The sequence below is a fragment of the Roseobacter weihaiensis genome, from assembly GCF_020622345.1.
GTDB lineage: Bacteria > Pseudomonadota > Alphaproteobacteria > Rhodobacterales > Rhodobacteraceae > Roseobacter > Roseobacter weihaiensis.
The window spans coordinates 212,551-233,254 of sequence record NZ_JACNMO010000002.1 but is presented as its reverse complement, the minus strand read 5'-3'; the positions used below and the strand labels follow the sequence as shown (position 1 = coordinate 233,254).

At 61.8% G+C, this 20,704-nt stretch carries 21 protein-coding genes; 11 read left to right on the top strand and 10 right to left on the bottom strand.

The features are described 5' to 3' along the window. Positions 1 to 15 precede the first annotated feature (15 nt). Positions 16 to 1,452, top strand: a complete 1,437-nt coding sequence (locus tag H7847_RS03455) for an aldehyde dehydrogenase family protein (RefSeq protein ID WP_227267988.1) — start codon at positions 16 to 18, stop codon at positions 1,450 to 1,452. A 48-nt stretch (positions 1,453 to 1,500) separates the two neighbouring features. Here H7847_RS03455 and H7847_RS03450 read toward each other — a convergent pair whose 3' ends face one another. The 10 genes from H7847_RS03450 to H7847_RS03405 all read right to left on the bottom strand — a co-directional run bounded on the left by H7847_RS03450 (position 1,501) and on the right by H7847_RS03405 (position 10,903). Then, on the bottom strand, positions 1,501 to 2,376 hold the full coding sequence (locus H7847_RS03450; RefSeq protein ID WP_227267987.1) for an NAD(P)-dependent oxidoreductase: 876 nt from the start codon (positions 2,374 to 2,376) through the stop codon (positions 1,501 to 1,503). Next, the gene (locus H7847_RS03445) at positions 2,369 to 3,052 is read right to left on the bottom strand and encodes a cyclase family protein (protein WP_227267986.1); all 684 of its coding nucleotides are present in this window, start codon (positions 3,050 to 3,052) and stop codon (positions 2,369 to 2,371) included. The genes H7847_RS03450 and H7847_RS03445 overlap by 8 nt, the downstream gene beginning before the upstream one ends. A 1-nt stretch (position 3,053) precedes the next feature. Next, on the bottom strand, positions 3,054 to 4,340 hold the full coding sequence (locus tag H7847_RS03440) for a TRAP transporter large permease (protein WP_227267985.1): 1,287 nt from the start codon (positions 4,338 to 4,340) through the stop codon (positions 3,054 to 3,056). Beyond that, positions 4,340 to 4,816 carry a TRAP transporter small permease gene (locus H7847_RS03435; RefSeq protein ID WP_227267984.1) on the bottom strand — a complete coding sequence of 159 codons (477 nt, stop codon included), beginning with the start codon at positions 4,814 to 4,816 and terminating at the stop codon, positions 4,340 to 4,342. The genes H7847_RS03440 and H7847_RS03435 overlap by 1 nt, the downstream gene beginning before the upstream one ends. Before the next feature lie 58 nt (positions 4,817 to 4,874). Continuing rightward, positions 4,875 to 5,867, bottom strand: coding sequence for a TRAP transporter substrate-binding protein (locus H7847_RS03430; RefSeq protein ID WP_227267983.1), 993 nt, complete (start codon positions 5,865 to 5,867; stop codon positions 4,875 to 4,877). 38 nt (positions 5,868 to 5,905) lie between these two features. Continuing rightward, a complete protein-coding gene (araD1, locus tag H7847_RS03425; RefSeq protein ID WP_319799740.1) occupies positions 5,906 to 6,913 on the bottom strand; it encodes an AraD1 family protein in 1,008 nt (335 codons plus the stop codon). Next, positions 6,903 to 8,189 (bottom strand): TRAP transporter large permease, encoded by a 1,287-nt coding sequence (locus tag H7847_RS03420; RefSeq protein ID WP_227267982.1) that lies wholly within the window; start codon positions 8,187 to 8,189, stop codon positions 6,903 to 6,905. Before H7847_RS03420 ends, araD1 begins: the two co-directional genes overlap by 11 nt. Continuing rightward, complete coding sequence (locus H7847_RS03415; protein ID WP_227267981.1) at positions 8,186 to 8,743, bottom strand: TRAP transporter small permease; 558 nt, start codon at positions 8,741 to 8,743, stop codon at positions 8,186 to 8,188. Before H7847_RS03415 ends, H7847_RS03420 begins: the two co-directional genes overlap by 4 nt. A 71-nt stretch (positions 8,744 to 8,814) precedes the next feature. Then, positions 8,815 to 9,801, bottom strand: coding sequence for a TRAP transporter substrate-binding protein (locus tag H7847_RS03410; protein ID WP_227267980.1), 987 nt, complete (start codon positions 9,799 to 9,801; stop codon positions 8,815 to 8,817). Between the two features lie 31 nt (positions 9,802 to 9,832). Next, complete coding sequence (locus tag H7847_RS03405) at positions 9,833 to 10,903, bottom strand: 4-hydroxythreonine-4-phosphate dehydrogenase PdxA (protein ID WP_227267979.1); 1,071 nt, start codon at positions 10,901 to 10,903, stop codon at positions 9,833 to 9,835. Positions 10,904 to 11,010: 107 nt separating this feature from the next. Between H7847_RS03405 and H7847_RS03400 the strand changes: the two genes are divergently transcribed. From H7847_RS03400 to H7847_RS03355, 10 genes are all read left to right on the top strand, one after another. Further along, on the top strand, positions 11,011 to 11,685 hold the full coding sequence (locus H7847_RS03400; protein ID WP_227267978.1) for a GntR family transcriptional regulator: 675 nt from the start codon (positions 11,011 to 11,013) through the stop codon (positions 11,683 to 11,685). Between the two features lie 467 nt (positions 11,686 to 12,152). Beyond that, positions 12,153 to 12,659, top strand: a complete 507-nt coding sequence (locus H7847_RS03395; RefSeq protein WP_227267977.1) for a GNAT family N-acetyltransferase — start codon at positions 12,153 to 12,155, stop codon at positions 12,657 to 12,659. A 466-nt stretch (positions 12,660 to 13,125) separates the two neighbouring features. Next, complete coding sequence (locus H7847_RS03390; protein ID WP_227267976.1) at positions 13,126 to 13,989, top strand: DMT family transporter; 864 nt, start codon at positions 13,126 to 13,128, stop codon at positions 13,987 to 13,989. Between the two features lie 136 nt (positions 13,990 to 14,125). Then, a complete protein-coding gene (locus tag H7847_RS03385) occupies positions 14,126 to 15,259 on the top strand; it encodes an OmpP1/FadL family transporter (protein WP_227267975.1) in 1,134 nt (377 codons plus the stop codon). Positions 15,260 to 15,363: 104 nt separating this feature from the next. Then, complete coding sequence (locus tag H7847_RS03380) at positions 15,364 to 16,290, top strand: DMT family transporter (RefSeq protein WP_227267974.1); 927 nt, start codon at positions 15,364 to 15,366, stop codon at positions 16,288 to 16,290. Positions 16,291 to 16,351: 61 nt separating this feature from the next. Beyond that, a complete protein-coding gene (locus H7847_RS03375; RefSeq protein WP_227267973.1) occupies positions 16,352 to 17,200 on the top strand; it encodes an ATPase in 849 nt (282 codons plus the stop codon). A gap of 90 nt (positions 17,201 to 17,290) precedes the next feature. Next, a complete protein-coding gene (gene metA, locus H7847_RS03370) occupies positions 17,291 to 18,208 on the top strand; it encodes a homoserine O-acetyltransferase MetA (protein ID WP_227267972.1) in 918 nt (305 codons plus the stop codon). Beyond that, on the top strand, positions 18,183 to 19,181 hold the full coding sequence (locus tag H7847_RS03365; RefSeq protein ID WP_227267971.1) for an alpha/beta fold hydrolase: 999 nt from the start codon (positions 18,183 to 18,185) through the stop codon (positions 19,179 to 19,181). The genes metA and H7847_RS03365 overlap by 26 nt, the downstream gene beginning before the upstream one ends. A 39-nt stretch (positions 19,182 to 19,220) precedes the next feature. Continuing rightward, the gene (gene ppk2 / locus H7847_RS03360) at positions 19,221 to 20,090 is read left to right on the top strand and encodes a polyphosphate kinase 2 (RefSeq protein WP_227267970.1); all 870 of its coding nucleotides are present in this window, start codon (positions 19,221 to 19,223) and stop codon (positions 20,088 to 20,090) included. Beyond that, entirely contained in the window at positions 20,083 to 20,700 is a 618-nt protein-coding gene (locus H7847_RS03355; protein ID WP_227267969.1) for a TetR/AcrR family transcriptional regulator, read from the top strand. Before ppk2 ends, H7847_RS03355 begins: the two co-directional genes overlap by 8 nt. Positions 20,701 to 20,704: the final 4 nt, after the last annotated feature.

Genomic DNA, 20,704 nt, shown 5'->3' with positions numbered 1-20,704 from the left:
CCAAAAGGATATGCCATGACCGTTTTCAACAATCTCATCGCTGGCGAATGGGTGGGCGGGGACGCCACCGACAACATCAACCCCTCCGATAGCGATACCGTGATCGGGCGCTACGTGCGCGGCAGCAAGGCCGATGCGAAAAATGCGATTGCCGCGGCCAAGGCTGCTTTCCCGGCGTGGTCCCGCAGCAACCCGATGGCGCGCCATGCTGTGCTGCGCAAGGCTGCTGACGAAATCACCGCCCGAAAGGAGGAGCTGGGGCATCTTCTGGCCAGCGAAGAAGGCAAGACGCTGGCCGAGGGCATCGGCGAGACGGTACGCGCCGCACAGATCTTTGACTTCTTCGCCGGTGAGGCCCTGCGGCTGGCCGGAGAAGTGCTGCCCTCCGTCCGGCCCGGGGTGACCGTCGAGATCACGCGCGAGGCGGTGGGCGTAGTGGGTCTGATCACGCCCTGGAATTTCCCCATCGCCATCCCGGCCTGGAAGCTCGCCCCTGCCCTTTGCTATGGTAATACGGTCGTGATCAAACCGGCCGATCTGACCCCGGGCTGCACCTGGGCGCTGGTCGATATCCTGCACCGTGCAGGCCTGCCGGAGGGCGTTCTGAACCTGGTCATGGGACGGGGATCCGTCGTCGGTGAGACCATCGTGCAAAGCCCGGATGTGGATGCCATCAGTTTTACCGGATCCGTGGGCACCGGATCGAAGATCGCCGAGGCCTCGGTGCGCCAGATGCGGAAATTCCAGTTGGAAATGGGCGGCAAGAACCCTCTGGTCGTGCTGGACGATGCCGATCTGGATGTTGCGGTCGACTGCGCCGTGAACGGCGCGTTTTTCTCCACCGGGCAGCGCTGCACCGCGTCGAGCCGTCTGATCGTGACCGACGCCATCCACGACCGCTTCGTTGCTGCCGTGATCGCGCGGCTGGGCGGGTTGACCGTCGACAATGCGGTCAAGGACGGCACAGATATCGGCCCGGTGGTGGATCAGTCGCAGCTGGATCAGGACATGGAGTATATCGAGGTTGCCCGCGGCGAAGGCGCGAAGCTGGCCTTTGGCGGCGAGCGGCTGAACCGGGAGACGCCTGGCTTCTACCTCCAGCCCGCGCTCTTTACTGAAACGACGAACGCGATGCGCCTGAACCGGGAGGAAGTGTTTGGCCCGGTCGCCGGCGTTATCCGCGTCAAAGACTATGACGAGGCGCTGTCGGTGGCAAATGATACGGCCTTTGGCCTCTCCGCGGGCATCTGCACCGCCAGTCTGAAACATGCCTGTGACTTCAAGCGCAACAGCGAGGCGGGGATGGTGATGGTCAACCTTCCCACCGCAGGCGTGGATTTTCACGTCCCCTTCGGGGGGCGCAAGGGCTCCAGCTATGGCGCCCGCGAGCAGGGACGTTATGCGGCGGAATTCTACACCACCGTCAAGACAGCCTATCAGAGCGCGGGTTAGACAACACGTATCGGGCTGCACCTCCAGATGCGGCCCGGTTCTGGCGGATCAGCGGCGGTTGATCCGCTCGATCTCCAGCAGCACGGCGCTGTGATCGGGATCGCCCTCATGATCGACCAGGCCACGGAAAAGCGCGGTGACCCGGTCCAGCAGCGGTCCGTGAAACCCAAATTCCTGCGCCGTTGCCAGCGCGTTGTCGAGGTCTTTGAGGTGGGTAACGCTGCGCCCGCGGGTCTCAAAATCACGATCAATCATGCGCTGGCCATGCAAGCTCAGGACCCGGCTGTCGGCAAACCCGCCCATCAATGCGGCCCGCACTTTGGCAGGATCCGCCCCGCCCTGCGCCGACAGGGCCAGCGCCTCGGCCACGGCGGCGATTGTGACGCCCACGATCATCTGGTTGGCCAGCTTTGCCAGCTGTCCGCTGCCCACCGGCCCCACATGGGTTGCCCGCCCCATCGTATCCAGAACCGGACGCACTGCCTCGAAATCGGACGCGGCACCGCCCGCCATGATCGCCAGCGTTGCGGTCTGCGCGCCCCCCGTGCCCCCCGAGACCGGCGCATCGAGATAGCGCACGCCCTGCTCGGCCAGTCGCATCGCATGATTCCGGGCTTCTGCCGGTTTGATGGAACTCATATCGATCAGCACCGCGCCCTGGCGCAGCGCGCTGGCCGCACATGCCACTCCCTCAAACAGCACCTGTTGCACAATGGGGCCGTTCTCCAGCATCGTGATGACGATATCGGCCTCAGCCACGGCCTGCGCCGGGATCTCGGCGACAACGGCACCCTTCAGCGCCTCGGCCTTGCTGCGCGTGCGGTTCCAGGCGGTGACATGATAACCGCTGGTGATCAGGTTTTGCGCCTGATGCCGCCCCATCAGCCCGATCCCCAGAAATGCAATTCTTGGCCTGTCAGTCATCGCTCATCCCCTCAAAGGCCACCACCCGTGCCGGGGCACCATCCGCCCCCTCAACCCGCAGCGGCAGCGCACAAAGAAACGTGCGCGGGCCCGTCAGGGCGGCTGCACCCACCAGATATTCGATCAGCGTCACCCCCCGCCGCAGCAAGACGTCGTGGGTCACATGTTCCTCGATCGGCGGCACGATGCCATCCAGCGAGAGCCGGATCGTGTAATCCTGCGGGAAGTCAAAGGCGATTGCCTTTGGCCCAAGGGCGGCCAGCACCTCTGCCCCGTCGCGCGTGATATAGGGCGCGTCGCGCCAATAGGCCGGTGTGCTCCAGTCGCGTTGCGTATCCCAGCAGCTGCGCAAAAGCAGGATCGGGTCGCCTCGGTATTCCTGCACTGCGGTGGTGATCCGGGCGGCATCAACCGCCTGATTGGGTGCGATATCCGCAAGATCGACCACGAAGGCGGCACCCGCGACATCCGCAAGCGGGGTTTGATCTATTGTCGGTGCGCCAGGCTGCATGTGGCGGCGGGCATCCACATGGGTGAAGGCATGGCAAGACAGGGACAGGCGGGTGACCTGAAAGGGCGCGGCATCGGTAAAATCCCCCGTAACCTCCCGCAGGGTGGGCCAGCGGAAGTGATCGGCGGTGATCGGCATCGACAGATCGACAAGGCGGGGTGGCATGTCAGCCTCCTGCATAGAGCGTGGGAAGGAAGGTGGTGATGGCGGGCACGACGGTCAGAACCGCAAGCGCTACGAACAGCGCGGCCAGAAAAGGCAGGCTTTCCCGCATCACATGTTCGGGGCGTTCCCGGGCGATATGGGCCGACAGGTAGATCAGGTAGCCAACCGGCGGTGTCGTCAGGCCGATCATCAGGTTAAAGACCAGCACGATGCCGAACTGGACAGGGCTGATCCCCAGCTCGATCGCGGTCGGCAGCAGCAGTGGCACCAGAATGACGAGGGCTGCCAGAGGATCCAGAAAGAGACCGATCAGCAGGGCAAAACCATTGACCAGCAATAAAAAGACGATCGGGTTCTCACTGAGCGCAAAGATCGCCTGACCGATGGCCTGGCTGAGCCGCAGATCGGAGACAATCCAGGCAAAGAGAGAAGAGGCGCCCACGATGACCAGGATCATCGCGGTGCCTTTTGCGGCCTGCACCAGCGCGTCGTAAAAGCCGCGCAATGTCAGCTCGCGGAAATAAAGCGCGCCGGTCAGCGCGGCATAGAGGCAAGCAATGGCCCCGGCCTCCGTCGCGGTCATCACCCCGCCCAGAATACCGCCCACAATGATCAGCGGCGTCATCAGTGCGACGCCCGCCGCAGCACCGCTGCGCGCGATGGCGCGCGCCGGCAGACGCGGGCTGCTTTCGAAATCCCGCCGCCGGGCCAGCAGTGCGACAGCCGACATCAGGCACAGACCGATCATGACACCGGGCAGGATGCCGGCGAGAAACATCAGGCCCACCGATTGCTCGGCCAGCACCGCATAGACGATCATCGGGATCGAGGGCGGGATGATCGGCCCCACCACAGAGCTTGCCTGGGTCACGGCAGCGGCAAAGGCGCCGCTGTATCCCTTGCGCTTCATCGAGGGGATCATGACCGATCCTATGGCCGCAGTATCCGCAACGGCGGAGCCGGAGATGCCGGAGAAAAACAGGCTGGAGACAACATTGACCTGCGCCAGGCCGCCCTTGAAATGCCCCACCAGCGCGCTTGCGAAATCGACGATGCGGCGGGTGATGCCGCCCCGGTTCATCAGCTCCCCCGCGAAAAAGAAAAACCCGATGGCCAGCAACAGGAACTGATCCATCCCGTTCATGAAAATCTGGGTGACCAGGACCAGCGGCATCTCGGGGCGCACCACCAACAGCGTGATGACCGACGCGGCCAGGATCGCAAACACCAGGGGGATGCCGAGGACGGCAAATCCAACCATCGTGCCGAAAAGCAGCAGCGTTTCCATCAGTCCGCGCCGCCCTGACGACCCAGATTGGCAATCAGGCCGGAGATCAGCACCCCGGCCCACAACAGCCCGCCCACGATGGCCGCTGTCCAGTACCAGGATTTCGACAGGCCCAGCGTCACGTACCGGTCACTGCCAAAACTGCCGTTGAGCGCAACCGCGCCCTGCACCAGCAACAACAGCAGCGCCAGCATGACAAGGGTCTGCACCGTTTTCAGAAGCTGTGCGGCGCGCCCGGTCAGCCGGCCGGAAAAGAGGGTGATATGCATATGCGGCGCGGTCGCCGCGGCGATCAGCACCAGCCAGACATAGAGCAGGCGGATGGCCTCTTCGGACCAGACAAGCGACGCGTTGAAGACATAGCGGCTGATCACCTGCCAGATGCCCAGACAGGTCACCGACAACAGCAAGAGCGCCGATGCCCCCTCTATGGCGGTGCGCAGGGCGGCATCCGCGCGCCGGATGATCTCGAACATGGCTTGCGCCTCCTTGGGTGCGGGCGCCCCCCGTCGATCCGGGGTCGCCCGCGTGTGATCAGCGCGCCAGTGCGTCGATCTTGTCCAGAAGCGTTGTGCCATGCGCCTCGATATAGGCGGCCCGCGTCACCGCGCTGACGGCCGCGCGAAAGGCAGCCTGATCGGGGGCCTCCACGATCATTACCCCGGCGGCTTTCATCGCGTCCAGGCTGCTGGCTTCCTCTTCATCATTGATCTGACGCTGATGCGCGGCGGCCTCGACCGCAGCTTCCTTCAGCGCGGTTTGCACCTCTGGCGACAGCCCGTCCCAACGGCCGGCGTTGATCACCAGCGGCGAGGTTGTGTAGGCATGCGCCGTCAGGCTGAGGTGTTTTTGCACCTCATGCAGCTTGTTGGCGTAGATATGATTGACGGGGTTTTCCTGCCCGTCGATCGTGCCGGTCTGCAAGGCTGAATAGACCTCCGCGAAGGGCATTGGCGTCGGGTTGGCGCCCATCGTCTGGAACGCCAGCACATGCGCCGGGTTCGGTGTGGTGCGCAGCTTCAGCCCTTCAAGGTCAGCGGGCGTCATGATCGCGCGGACATTGTTGGTCAGGTTGCGAAAGCCCAGCTCCCAGAACGCCAGCCCCTTCAGGCCCGACCCGGCCATCGAGGACATCAGCGTCGCGCCCACCTCTCCGTCGAGGGTGGCAAAGGCATGGGCGTCCGATTGAAAGAGGAACGGCAGATCCAGCAGGTTCAGCTGCGGCAGGCTGCCGGTAAAGAACGGATTGCCCACCGTCACGATATCGATAGTGCCGAGGCGCACTCCCTCCAGCATGGTGGGGCTGTTGCCCAGTTCCCCATTCCCGAAAAGCTCAATCACCACCGCGCCGTCGGTCTTTTCCGCAACCAGGTCGGCAAATCGTTCAGCCGCCGCCGTCACGGAATCGCTGGCCGATCCGTAATGCGCCAGCCGCAGGGTGGTCTCCTGTGCAGGCGCAGCAGCGCCCGCAAGGCTGAGCCCGATGGCGAGCACGGCCCCAAGGCCCCATGTTCTTCTATTCATCATGATCTTCCTCCCAGTTGAAAACATGTGATCCAAAACCGCTAGATCTGCCGGACCCGCACCGGGCCTTCCTCTGGCGCGCGGCGCAGGATATTGCGCAACGGGCGCCCGAACCCCGTTGCCGCAATCTCAAAGACGTCGCCCTCCTCCGGGCAGATACCATCCGCAAAGCTCAGTGTTGCGGTCCCGAAAAAATGGACATGCACATCGCCCGGCTGGCGGTGCAGGGGATACTTGAAATGGTGGTGCTCCAGATTGGCGAGGCTGTGGGACATATGCGCCTCGCCCGACAGAAACGGCTTTTCCCAGAGCGTCTGATTGCCGCGCAGAATGCGGGAGGTCCCCTCCACCCGTTCCGGCAAGGCGCCAAGCCGCAATTCCGGCCCGATCGCACAGGCCCGCAGTTTCGAATGGGCCAGCAACAGGTAATTCTGCCGCTCTGTCACATGGTCGGAAAACTCATTGCCCAGTGCAAACCCCAGGCGCAGGGGCGTGCCGTCATCGGCAATCAGATAGATGCCGGCGATCTCCGGCTCTTCGCCTCCGTCCAGAGAGAAACCCGGCATCACGAGCGGCGCTTCGGGCGCGGCCAGAATGCTGCCGTCGCCTTTGTAAAACCACTCAGGCTGCGCGCCCACTTCGCCCGCTGCCGGTTTGCCCCCTTCCAGCCCTGCGCGAAACATGCGCATGGAATCGGTCATCGGGGCATCGGCGGTGGTGTCGGCATGCATTGCATCACGCGTATCGGCGCTGCCCAGATGGGTCAGGCCGGTGCCGGTGATGCGCAGCCTTGCCGGTTCCGCATGGCTGATCGGTGGGGCAATGCGCCCCTCTGCCAGCGCGGTGGCATAGTCCTCGGTGGCCTCGGTCAGCCGGTCGGCTGCCGCCTCCGCGAGAGGTGCGCCCGTGCCCATCGCCGCCCGTGCCAGTGTCTCGACGTTCGGCGCATCGTCCAGCAGCGCCAGGCGGTCGCCCTGAACGACCGCCACAGTATTGGTGCCATCTCGGCGGCGCAGCTGGACCAGCCTCATCGTGGGATCAATCGCCATAGAATACCTCCACGAGGGTAAGGGAAACCGCTGGGACATATGTCACCAGCATCAGGACCAGAACCAGAACGCCGATAAAGGGAAGGTTGGTCCGGGTTGTGCCCCAGACGTCTGTTTTTGCGATGGAACAGGATGTCACCAGCACGCTGGCCACGGGCGGGGTTTGCTGGCCCAAAGCGATGTTCAGCGTCAGCAGGATACCGAACTGGACCGGATCGATGCCCAGCTGGTTCACCAGCGGCATGAAGATCGGCACCGCCAGGATGATCGCCGCCGCCCCGTGCAGCACCATACCGACAAAGAGCAAGAACACGTTGATGATCATCAGCACCGCCAGCTTGTTGGTGGTCAGCTCGGTGATGCCGGCGGCCATGCGTTGTGGCAGCTCCGTTTCGGTCAGATAGAGGCCCAGCACGGCGGAAGAAGCCACCAGCAGCATGACAATCGAGGTCTGCGTGACCCCGTCAACCAGCGCGTGATAGAGCTTGCGCAGATCGATCTCGCGGTAGATGAAAACACCGATGAAAAGCGCGGTGATGACCGCCAGGGCCGCGCCTTCAGTCGCGGTGACAATGCCGCCGAAAATCCCGCCCAGGATGATGACCGGCAGGATCAGCGCCCAGGACGCCTCCTTGGTCGCCCGCCAGAGCCGGCACAGATCGAACCCCTCTTCGCGGGGCAGGTCGTAACGCACCGCAAAATAGTAACACAGCGCCATCAGGAGCAACCCGCCCAGGAGGCCCGGGATGATGCCCGCCACGAAGAGTTGCACGATGGAGGTGCCCGACAAGGCGCCGTAAAGGATCATCGGGATCGAGGGCGGAATGATGATCGCCAGGGAGGCCGACGAGGAGGTCAGCGCTGCCGCAAAACGCGGCCTGTATCCCTTTTTCTTCATCGCGGGGATCAGCACCGAGCCGGTCGCCGCCACATCCGCCACCGCCGAGCCCGAGATTTCGGCGAAAAACAACGAAACCCCCACATTCACCATCGCCAGCCCGCCCCGCACGAAGCCGATCAGCGCCGAGACGAAGGCAATCAGCCGGGTGGAGATGCCGCCGGTGTTCATCAGCGCCCCGGCCAGCACAAAGAGCGGGATTGCGATCAGCGGAAAGCTGGTGGCGCCATCGAAGAGCGACAATGCGGCATTGAGGAACCCCAGATAACCGTTCAGGATGAACACACCGATCAGCGCCGCCGACAGAATGGACAACGCAATCGGCACACCCATCGCGATCATCAGAAACATCGACAGCAGGACAAGGGCTTCGATCATGATAGGGTCTCCGTCTTGGCCCGGGTCACATCAGCCTGCGCGCGCGCAATCTCTTCTTCGATTTCCTTGGTTTCGGGATCCTTGCCGCTGCGCACATCAACCAGCCGCTGCGGCAGGATCAGCAGCCGGGCCAGGATCATCGCGGCCGCACTGACCGGCAAAATGCCCTGCACGACCGTGCGCGGCACAAAGCGCAGCGTGGTCATCGTCTCGTTGCCGAAAATCTCCAGGATGGCCCAGCCTGCCCAGGCCACGATGCACAGGCAGCCCAGCACAATGAGTTCAACCAGCCAGAACAGGCCCATCCGGGCCCGGTGCGGCAGCGCATAAAGCAATCCGTTAAAGCCCATATGTGCATTGCGGTGCATAGCCAGCGCAGCCCCGGCAAAGGTGATCCAGGCCAGCAGCACCGCGGCCACCTCGTCATACCAGATCAGCGAATTGCCGGAATATCGGAACGCGATGCCCATCAGGACAACGATGGCCAGCGCGATCAGCAATGTCAGCGTCACAACCTGCAACACCAGGTCAAACCAGCGGGCGAAACGGCGCATGTCGGTCTCCCAGAGTTCGTGGAGGCCGTGGGAGGAGACCGACGGATGTGTCGCCTCCCACAGAGTTGATTTTATGAGCCGTCCGCGAGGGACATGACCTGATCAATCATCGCCTGCCCGTTTTCGACCTCCGCTGCGAACTTTTCATAGAGCGGTGCGGAGGCCGCGACAAAGGCGGCACGATCGGCGGTGTTGACCACCATGCCCGACGCCTCCAACTCGGCGAGAAGCGCCTCGTCAGCCGCCGCCCCCTCGCTGCGCGCCCACAGGGCAACCTCCTGCGCGGTCTCGGTCAGGATCGTCTGGATCTGCGGGTCGAGCCGCTCAAAGGCCGTGATCCCCACGGTCGGATAGGCAGGCGAATAGACATGCCCGCTCAGCGACAGATAGGTCTGCACCTCGTTCAGCTTGCCGGCCGAGATGTTGGTCAGCGGGTTTTCCTGGCCATCGATCACGCCGGTCTGCAGGGCGACGAAAACCTCCGAAAACGACATCGGCGTCGGGTTGGACCCGTATTCCCGGAACATCGACACGCGCCAGGAGGAATTCGGCGTCCGGATTTTCAGCCCCTCCAGATCTGCGGGCGTGTTGACGGGCCGGGTGTTGTTGGTGATCTGACGAAAGCCGTTTTCCCAGATGGCCAGCGGGCGATACCCCTGCGCCTCGGCGGCGGGCACCAGCACGTCCTGAAAGAACGTCTCGTCAATCCGGGCCAGATGATCCCGGTCCGCCACGATGAAGGGCAGATCGAAAATCGCATATTCCGCTGCGATCTCGGGCATGGTCGAGGACGGCAGCGTCAGGTGCATCGTCCCCAGCTTGATCTTTTGCAGCATGTCGCGGTCCTTGCCCAGCTGCGATGAGGCAAAGACCTTGACCTCGCCCAGCTCGCCCAGTTTTTCGTTTGCAAGACGGGCAAACTCGCTCGCGGTTCGCTCCTGAAGCGAGCCGGGCGCGGCGCTGATCCCAAAGATGATCTCCTCCTGGGCCGTGGCCATGCCCGCGGTTGCGGCCATCGCCAGACCTGCCAGTCCGGCCTTGATCCTGGTCATGTACATTCTTCATTCCTCCCGTTTGTTGTAAATGCGCTCAGCCCCAGACAGCGTCGGGGTCCAGAGCGCGGTGAAATAGGGCGGGCAGATCGGCGGCCTCCTCCTCGGCCTCCGCGCGGCCTTTGCCCAGTCGTTCGGCCAGCATGCGCCCGAGGGCGACGGCATTTTTTGTGGCTCCGGCATGGGCAACACCCTGCCCCGCAATGTCATAGGCCGTGCCGTGGGCCGGTGTGACAATCGGAAACGGATAGCCCGCGATCAGCGTCACGCCCCGGTCAAACCCCAAAAGCTTCATCGCGATCTGTCCCTGATCGTGGTACATCGTCATGACCGCATCAAATTCGCCCTTTACCGCGCGCACGAACACCGTGTCGGACGGAATGGGGCCGGTGACGGCCAGTTGCTTGGCCTGCGCCCGCGCAACCGCCGGGGCCAGGATATCGTCATCCTCGGTGCCAAAATTGCGCCCGTCTCCGGCATGCGGGTTCAGGGCGGCGACCCCGATCCGGGGACGCACGAACCCGGCGCCTTCCATGATCTCGGTGGTCAGCTCAAGGCTTTCGACAATCCGGTCCTCTGTGAGCGCATCAGCCACCTGGCGAAGTGGAATGTGCGAGGTGACGCGGGCGTTCCAGACCTCGTCGAGGACATTGAATTCGCGGCCGCTGCGGGGGGCCTTGATGGTCGCGTCGATAAAACCGATCTCATCCACGTAATCCGCTTTGGCCAGCCGCATTGCATGTTTGTTGAAGGGGGTGAAAAACACCACATCCGCCGTCCCCACGTGCCCGGCGAGCAGCGCGCAGCGGAAATTCTCGATCGCGGCGCGCCCGCCCTCTGCGCTCCATGTCCCCTGCGGGACGCTGCCCGGATCGCAGTTCGCCAGATCGACCATGAAGCTGCCCCCCGGCAGGGGCCGCGCCAGATCGCCTGGTGAAAGGACCGGCAGATCGAGCGTCACGCCGGCGTCCGCCTCGCCCTGCGCCAGCAGGCGGCGATCGCCGATGACCATCATATCGCCCTTGTTCGCCTCCTCATCCGCGAGAATGCGCGCTGCAAGTTCAGGACTGATTCCACCGGCATCCCCGATCGCGAAAGCTATGCGCATCCTATCTTCCTGTATTTCTCATACTTGTATTTTGTATACAATAGAATCATATCGCGCTTTCACGCAAGTTTTTTTATGCTGCAAAAAATCGTGACAAGGAGTCGTCAGTGGACAGAGCCGCAACGGATGTTAATCGCCCAACCCTGATCAAGAAGCAGACATTGCACGATCAGGTCGCCGACAGCGTGCGTGATCTGATCATCGAAGGATACCTCGAGCCGGGTACGCGAATCGATGAGACCGCGTTGGTGGAGCAACTGGGCGTCTCGCGGACACCATTTCGCGAAGCATTGCGCACCCTGGCGGCCGAAGGGCTGGTGATCATCCGGCCCTCGAAAGGCGCGGTTGTGCGCAAACTGTCATCGCAGGACGTTCTGTCGATGCTGGAAGTGCTGGCGGAGATAGAACGGCTTGCGGGCAAGCTGACCATCAAACGGGCGAGCCAAGCCGAGCTTGACGAGCTTTTGGCGCTGCATGACGAGATGATGGCCTATTACGCTGATCGCGACCGCCTGCCCTATTACAAGCTGAACCAGAAGTTCCATTCCCGGCTGGCTGAACTGTCCGGCAATGACACCCTGCGTGAGGTGCAATCGAACATTCAGGCCCGCCTCAAGCGCATCCGCTTTATCGGAAACCGGCACGAGGACAGCTGGTCAGGGGCGGTCGCGGACCACGAGCAGATGGCCATCGCCATTCGCGAGAAGGATGGCGAGAAGCTGGGAGACGTGCTGGCGGGCCATCTCATGGCCACCTGGGACCGGGTCAAAAACACATTCTGACTGTAGGCTGGCTGGCTGTGGGCTGGCTGAATGTGGATTGGCTGACTTTGGGCCGGCTGACCGTAGTCTGGTCAGTTGCCGACGACAAATCCTCAACGATCAGGTGGAAAGTCGGGCGGCACGTTGCCCGGCCTTCTTGTGGTGCCCCCTGCCTCTAGGGTGGCCCGATGCAGCAATCAGAAGTGCCAAGGCCAGCCCTTTTCCCATCGCCCAGAACTGCCGCGGTGACGCTGTTCTGGGATAATCTGAAATCCGCTCTCGCCAACAGGGGCACAGCCGCCCGAGATAAAACGCGCGAAAGGTAACAAGGCACACCCCCATGGGTTTGCCTGCCTGAACCACGAACCCAACCCAACATGCTGCGCGGCAGACCTGAGCCCGAATGGACGTCAGAGAGGTTTTGATCTTTGGGCGCAAAGCAAATACTCGAATACTTTCAAGACACATGCCCAAAGCGAGACGAGCAGATGCCGACCCCAAAGACCATCGCAATACGTCGCCTGGTGCCAAGCGAAGGCGCTGCGTATAGACAGATCAGACTGGAGGCGCTTAAAACCGCACCCGATGCTTTCGGCTCAAGCTATGAGGCCGAAGCGGCGCGGGACCTGTCGCATTTCGAGGAGCGTGTCGCATCAGGATGCGTTTTCGGGGCGTTTGATCGTGGCCGGATCATTGGCATGGTGGGGTTTTATCAACAGTCCGGCGCAAAACAGAACCACAAAGGCGTGTTGTGGGGGATGTATGTTGCCCCCGGTTACCGCAAATCAGGGGCGGGGCGGCGCCTTGTTCGGGCCGTTGTAAGTCACGCGACTGATCTTGTCGATCTTGTGACCCTGTCGGTCATGACAGAAAACCAACCCGCCATCGCGCTCTATTCAGAAATGGGGTTTCGGACATATGGAACTGAACCGCGCGCCTTGAAGAGCGCTACAGGCTACCTTGATGAGGCGCTGATGATACGCGATTTGAACTGATCGCTCCTCTTCGTGGGCGGCAGCTTTGCATCACACCCCTGCCATTGCCATGGTTCGATTGACCGGGCAGGCAGCACATGCGGCAACCTGTGCTTGGCGGGCGGCGTATTGCAGATGTTCGCCAGGCATGGCACTCAGCAGTACCCTTCGGTTTTTGAGACGTGATCCTGGGTGGAGCGGTGATTTGACGATCAGGGGCTGCTGAAACGAAAACATATTGCCGACGTAACCTGCAGCGTCGACATACCGCTGGTGCAAGAAACGAACAGGCGCGGCACAGGAAGCTAGGGGCGATGTCTTGAACAGCACTTTCCACAACCTGTTTTATGTGACTGTATCTCTTGCGGGATGCGCGATTTTTTCAGGCAAAAAGCATTTTGAAACAGACGACTGCAGATAAATCAAACAATTGGGTGGGAATGACCCTTTTCACTGGCTGGTATTCCCGCGTTTCGGAGGACCGAGGATGAACCCGACTTTCAAGGCGGCGCTCTGGATGATGGGCTCCATTGCGTCGTTTTCATCCATGGCCGTGGCCGGACGGGAGGTCGCGGTCGAGCTCGACACCTTTGAGATCATGATGTTCCGCAGCCTCTTTGGTGTGCTGATCGTGGTGATGATTGCTGCGCTCGCGGGCACCTGGCGCGAGATCAACACCGGCAACATGCGCCTCCATACAGTGCGCAACCTGGCCCATTTCACCGGGCAGAACCTGTGGTTCTATGCAGTCACCGCAATCCCGCTGGCGCAGGTCTTTGCGCTTGAGTTTACCTCGCCGTTGTGGGTGATTGTCTTGTCCCCGCTCATTCTGGGGGAAAGGCTCACTGGCATGCGCGCGCTTGCCGCCGTCATGGGCTTTATCGGCATTCTGATCGTGGCCCGCCCCGACATGGCCGGGATCAATGCCGGCGTGATCTCTGCGGCGTCGGCTGCGATTTTCTTTGCACTGTCGATCATGTTCACCAAAAGACTGACCCGCACGCAGAGTATCACCTGTATTCTGTTCTACCTCACGGCAATGCAGCTTGTCTTTGGGATCATCGCGGCGGGGTATGATGGCGATATTGCTGTGCCCTCCGCAGACGCCCTGCCCTTTGTCGTCCTGATCGGCGCCGCGGGGCTTCTGGCGCATTTCTGTCTGACCAACGCGCTCGCACTGGCGCCGGCAACCGTCGTCGTGCCCATCGATTTCATCCGCCTGCCCGCCATCGCCGTGGTCGGCATGCTGCTCTATAACGAGGCCTTGGATATTTGGGTCTTTGCCGGGGCTGCGATCATCTTTGCGGGCAATTATATCAATATATGGTCCGAGACCCGTCAGAAAAGCTGATTTTACGTAAGGTCACAGCAGGTTTTTCCCCTGCGTCACTAATTGACCCACCGCAATTCCATGCTTAGTTGCGCCAACCTGCGCAATTCACGTATCATTAACCACTGCAGGGCGCATCTTCTGGGGAGGAGATTTCATGAGAAATTACATTACCAGTGTAACAGTATTATGTCTGGCAGCCGGCGCAGCCCATGCGGGCGCGCTCGACCGCACCGGGCAGTCGGTGAACGTGCTCTTCGAAGATGGGCGCTATGTCGAGTTCAGCCTGGGCTTTCTGTCACCGGACATCACCGGGGAAAGCATCGCCCCCCAGGGCGGCACATTGGGCCCGGTTTTCCCGATCGGTGGACGCTCCGGCGATATCGGCGAAAGCAACTTCAACTTCGGGGCGGCCTACAAGGCGGATATCAACGACCGGTGGTCCTACGCGCTGATCTTCGATCAACCCTTCAAGGCCGAGGTCAACTATCCCAGTGGCACGGGCTATTTCGCGCAGGACTCCCGCGCAGAATTCAATTCATATGCGATCACCACGCTGTTGCAGTACAACATGGCGAATGGCTTCTCTGTCTACGGCGGACCGCGCTTTCAGAGAACAGACGCAACCGCCGCAATCGCTTTTGTCGGTGATTATGAAGTCGAAGCGGACAACGACTGGGGGGTGGGATATGTCTTTGGGGCCGCCTACGAGCGCCCAGAGATCGCGTTGCGTGTCTCCTTGACCTACAGCTCAGAGATTGCCCATGAAAACGATGTGTCGGAAGTTTTCGGCAATCCTTTTCTTGCCGGGTTGAGCGGTGACAGCACCGCCGAGTTTGAAACGCCCCAATCGATCAACCTCGAAGCGCAGACAGGTATCGCGCCCAATACGCTTCTTTTCGGGAGCGTGCGCTGGGTCGACTGGTCCGATTTTGATCTCTCACCCGATCAATATGTCGGCGTCACGGGTCAGCCGCTGCTGAGCTATATCGATGACATCACCACCTACACGGTCGGACTGGGGTACCGCGTAAACGAGACATGGTCCTTTGCAGGCTCCGTCTCCTATGAAGAAAACACCGAGAACCTCTTTACCAACCTTGGGCCTGCGGACGGCCAGACCAGCATCGGTCTTGCGGCAATTTACACGCGCGACAAGATGACCGTCACGACCGGCGTTCGCTACGCTTGGATCGGCGACACCACGACCGCGGTCCAGGGCGCGCCCGCGGCGGAGTTCAACGACAACAGCGCTGTCGCCTTCGGCATTCAGGTCGGCTACAACTTCTAAATCCACTTGCCGGAAAAATCAGTGCCCGTGCGGTGTCCCGCGCGGGCCTTTTTTGCGCAGGATTCGGGTGGCCGGGCTTGGCGCAGCTGCGTAAGGTCGCCGACATGATCGAACAGAAGACCATCTCTGCCCAGGCCTGGATATCGCTGATTGCGCTCGGAACGATTTGGGGGCTGAGCTTTGTCTCGGTCCGCATCGCCCTGGACGAGGTCGGGCCGCTCACCTCGGTGGCGCATCGCACGTTCTGGGCCATGCTGGTGCTCTGGATGGTCGTGGCGGTGATGCGCCTGCCGGTGCCGCGCGCGCCTGGCGTGTGGGGGGCGTTCTTGGTGATGGGGCTGCTGAACAACGTCATCCCCTTTTCCCTGATGGCCTGGGGCCAGTTGCATATCGAAAGCGGGCTGACCTCGATCCTGAATGCGTCCACAGCGATTTTCGGTGTGCTTGTTGCCGCCCTCTTTTTTGCCGATGAACGGCTGACCCGGCGCAAGGCCCTTGGCGTCAGCATCGGCTTTGCCGGGGTTGCCACGGCCATCGGTTTGGAAAACCTCAAGAATTTCGATCTGCGGTCGCTGGCGCAACTGGCGGTTCTGGGCGGGGCGATCTCTTACGCGCTGGCCGGATCCTGGGCGCGCAGGCATCTCTCAACCCTGCCCCCGCAGGTGGCGGCCGCCGGCATGCTGACCGGATCAACCCTGATCACCGTCCCGCTGGCCCTGAGCGTCGAAGGCCCGATCACACTGGCGCTGCAGCCGGTCACCCTGCTGGCCATCGGGTACTACGCCATCGTCGCGACCGCCGGGGCCTACCTGCTCTATTACCATGTGCTGCGCATGGCGGGCAGTGGCAACCTGATGCTGGTCACGCTGCTGGTGGCCCCGGTGGCGATCCTGGCCGGGGCGCTGATGCTGGGCGAAGCGCTTGCCCCCAATGCCTATGCAGGCTTTGCACTGCTGGCGGTTGGGCTGGTCATTCTGGACGGCAGGCTCTGGACACGGCTGCGGGCCCGGCGGGCGCATCTTGCCCGCTGATTGACGCCCTGCCCCCGCCCCGCTAGGAACCTGCTATTGCTTCCGAGCCAAAGGGCCGCTTATGCTGTATTCCTCTGCCGCCGACTGGCACGCCGCCCCCCGCAAGTCAGTGCTTGTCTTTGGCATGTCGGGGCTTGGCAAGACGCATATGTCGAACCTGCTGCGAGCCAGCGGGACCTGGTTCCACTACTCGATCGATTACCGCATCGGCACCCGCTACATGGGCGAATACATCGCCGACAACGCCAAGGCGGAGGCGATGAAAGTACCGTTTCTGCGCGATCTGCTGATGAGCGACAGCATCTACATCGGCTCCAACATCACTTTTGACAACCTCTCTCCCGTGGCCACCTATCTGGGCAAGCCCGGCAGTGCGGCAAAGGGTGGCATGCCGATGGCCGACTACCAGCGGCGGCAACAGCAGTTCCAGCAGGCCGAGATCGCCGCCTTGCACGACACGGCCCATTTCGTTCAGCGGGCCGAGACGCTTTATGGCTATCCGAATTTCATCTGTGACACGGGCGGATCAATCTGCGAATGGGTCGATCCGGACAACCCCAACGACCTGCTGCTGACGGAGCTTTCCAAACACTGCCTGATGATCTGGATCAAGGGCGACGCCGCCCATACGGCGGAACTGGTCCGACGGTTCGACCGCGCGCCCAAGCCGATGGCCTATCAGCCCGCCTTTCTGGCAGAGGTCTGGCAGACGTATCTGGATGAAAACCAATGCACCGAGGCGGAGGTGGACCCCGACGACTTCATCCGCTTTACCTATGCCAAGGCGCTGGCGCACCGCCAGCCCCGATACGAGGCGATGGCACGCTGGGGTATCACCGTCACTGCCGATGAGGTCAGCGCGCTGGCCACACCGCAGGATTTCGACGCCCTTGTGACCCGCCGCCTTTAGCGCTCTCACCGCCTCGTGAGGCCCCCCCTCTTGAGAGTTCAGGATCAAAGGGTTATCTGACGCTCCTCATCTTTAGACCGGACCCGCACCATGCCGATTAAAATCCCCGCCGACCTGCCTGCCTATGATGTGCTCACCCGCGAGGGTGTCATGGTGATGGACCCGGATCAGGCGGCCCGGCAGGACATCCGGCCCTTGCGCATCGGGCTCTTGAACCTGATGCCCAAGAAAATTCAGACCGAAAACCAGTTTGCCCGGCTGATTGGCGCAACCCCGTTGCAGATCGAACTCAGCCTGATCCGCATGTCCGAGCATCAGACCAAGAACACCGCTGCGGAACATATGGAGAGCTTTTACCGGCCTTTCGAAGAGGTCCGCGGTGAAAAGTTCGACGGGCTGATCATCACCGGCGCGCCTATCGAACATCTGGCGTTTGACGAGGTGACCTATTGGGATGAGCTGCGCACGGTGATGGACTGGACCCAGACCAACGTGCATTCCACCTTCGGTGTCTGCTGGGGCGGGATGGCGATGATAAACCACTTTCACGGCGTGCAGAAACACATGCTGGACGCCAAGGCCTTCGGCTGTTTCCGGCACCGTAATCTTGCGCCTGCCTCGCCCTACCTGCGGGGGTTTTCCGACGATTGCGTGATCCCGGTCTCGCGCTGGACCGAGATGCGCCAGCAGGAGATTGATGCCGCGACAGGACTTACAACGCTTCTGGGCAGCGATCAGGTCGGGCCTTGCCTGGTGCAGGACCCCGGTCACCGTGCCCTCTACATCTTCAATCACTTTGAATATGACAGTGATACGCTCAAGCAGGAATACGACCGCGATGTGGCCACGGGCACGCCCATAAATGTGCCGATGAACTACTATCCTGACGATGATCCCAGCCGAACCCCGCTGAACAGGTGGCGGAGCCACGCACATCTTCTATATGGCAACTGGCTCACGGAAGTTTATCAGGACACGCCTTATGATATCGAAGCCATTGGTCGTTAATCCCTTTGTCATTCTGCTGCTGATTGGGCTTGGGCTTTTTGTGCTGGTCCAATGGCGCGCAGCGGCCCGCGAGGCCGCGGTCGAGGCGGAATACCCCCCGTCCGGCCAGTTCATCGACGTGGACGGCACTTTGATCCACATCAATGTCGCCGGACAAGGCCCTGATATCGTGCTGATTCACGGGGCAAGTGGTAGTCTGCGGGACTTCACGCTCGACCTCGCAACCCGTCTGGCGGACAGCTACCGTGTCATCGCCGTGGATCGTCCGGGCCTGGGGCGCTCGCAACGCCCCGGCGGCTTTGGCGGGATCTGGTCCGCTGCAGCGGAACCGCCCGCCTTGCAAGCGCAGCTGCTGCAGGCGGCAACCGACATGGTGGGTGTCGAAAATCCCATCGTGGTCGGGCATTCCTATGGCGGCGCCATCGCGCTCGCCTGGGCGTTGGAACGCCCCAATGAGACGGCCGCACTGGTTCTGCTGGCCGCCGCCTCGAACCCCTGGCCGGGGTCGTTGGGCTTGCTCTACCGTATCAATTCTACCGCCATTGGCAGTGCCATCGTGATCCCCCTGATCACCGCCTTTACGCCCCATGCCCTGATCGAAGACACGCTTGGCGAGATATTTGCCCCCCAGCAACCCCCGCCAAACTACATGCAGCATTTCGGCCCGGATATGACCCTGCGCCGCAGCACGATGCGCGCCAATGCGCAGCAGGTCAACGCGCTGAAACCCTATGTCACCGAAATGGTGACGCGCTATCCCACACTCTCCATGCCTGTCGAAATCCTGCATGGTACCGAGGATGTCACGGTCCCGATGGCGATCCACTCCGAGCCCTTGTCACGGCAGATCCCCAACGCCGAACTGACCCGCATGGAGGGGATCGGACATATGCCGCATCACGCAGACCCCGACGCCGTGGTCGCCGCGATTCACCGCGCGGCGGCGCGTGCCGGTTTGCCTTCATCCGACTAACAGACCATATAAGAACGGTATAGACCCAGCGGAGGCCTTATGGACCTGCCCTTCGACGGTGCGATCAGCGCCTATTTCGAGAATGAAGCCCCGGCCGCTGTGCGTGATGCAATCCGGCGGGCCGAGAAAGACGACATCCTCTCGACCTCCTACCCGCACTCCGAGCGCCTTGCCCGCAAACCCTACGAGCGCCAGCTTGCCCTGCTGCAGGTGGAGCTGGTCAAGATGCAGGCCTGGGTCAAAGCCTCGGGCGCCCGTGTTGCCTGTGTTTTCGAGGGCCGTGACGGCGCGGGCAAGGGCGGGACAATCAGCCGTTTTCGCACCAATCTCAACCCGCGCGGGGCGCGGATCGTCGCACTGACCAAACCGACCGAAACCGAAAGCCGCCAATGGTATTTTCAACGTTACGTGTCGCATCTGCCCGCCGGGGGCGAGATCACCTTCTTTGACCGCAGCTGGTACAACCGCGGCGTCGTTGAACATGTCTTTGAGTTCTGTACCGATCAGGAACGCGCCGATTTCTTTGAGCAGGTCACACCTTTTGAAAAACTGCTGGTCAAGGACAACGTCTATCTGTTCAAATTCTGGTTGAATGTCGGGCAGGAAGAACAGTTGCGGCGCTTGTTGAGGCGCGAACGCGGCCGTCTCAAGCAATGGAAGCTCAGCTGGATCGACGTGGAAGGTCTCAAGCGGTGGGAAGCCTACACCGATGCCATCTCGGAAACACTGCAGCGCACGGACTGCCCGGATGCGCCCTGGACGATTGTCCGTTCTGACGACAAGCGGCGCGCGCGGCTGAACGCGATCCGCACCGTGCTGCACGGGCTTGACTATAGCCACAAAAACACCGCAGCGATCGGCACCATTGATACCGATATCTGTGGTGGGCTGGACGTCTGGCATGCCTAAACGGGGCTATCATCATGGCAATCTGAGGCAGGCGTTGATCGATGCAGCCCTTGAGCTGATCGAGGCCAAGGGCCCCACCGGCTTTACCCTCTCGGAGGCGGCCAAACAGGCCGGTGTGACGCCCGCCGCGGTCTATCGGCATTTCGAGGGCCGGGAGGATCTCATCGCAGAGGCCGCCCGCCAGGGCTATGAAATCTTCGCCGATCTGATGGACTATGCCTATCAGTCGGGGCAGCCTTCGGCGTTGGCCGCGTTCGAGGCCACAGGCCGCGCCTATCTGGCCTTTGCGCGCCGGCATCCGGGGCATTACATCGCGATGTTTGAAAGCGGGATTTCGGTCAACCGCACACCGGAGCTTGCAGCCGTGGCAGGACGTGCGAGCGGAGTGCTGGAGAAGGCCGCAACCGATCTCAGCCAGCACATCCCAGAGGATAAACGCCCGCCCGCCTCGATGTTTTCGGCCCATATCTGGGCGCTGAGCCACGGGGTGGTAGAGCTTTTTGCCCGAAATTCCCCCGGTCGGGCCTCGCCCTTTCCGCCGGATGACCTGCTTGAAACCGGCATCGGTATCTATTTGAGGGGCCTCGGCCTCATCACCGCTGACAAGTAAGCCA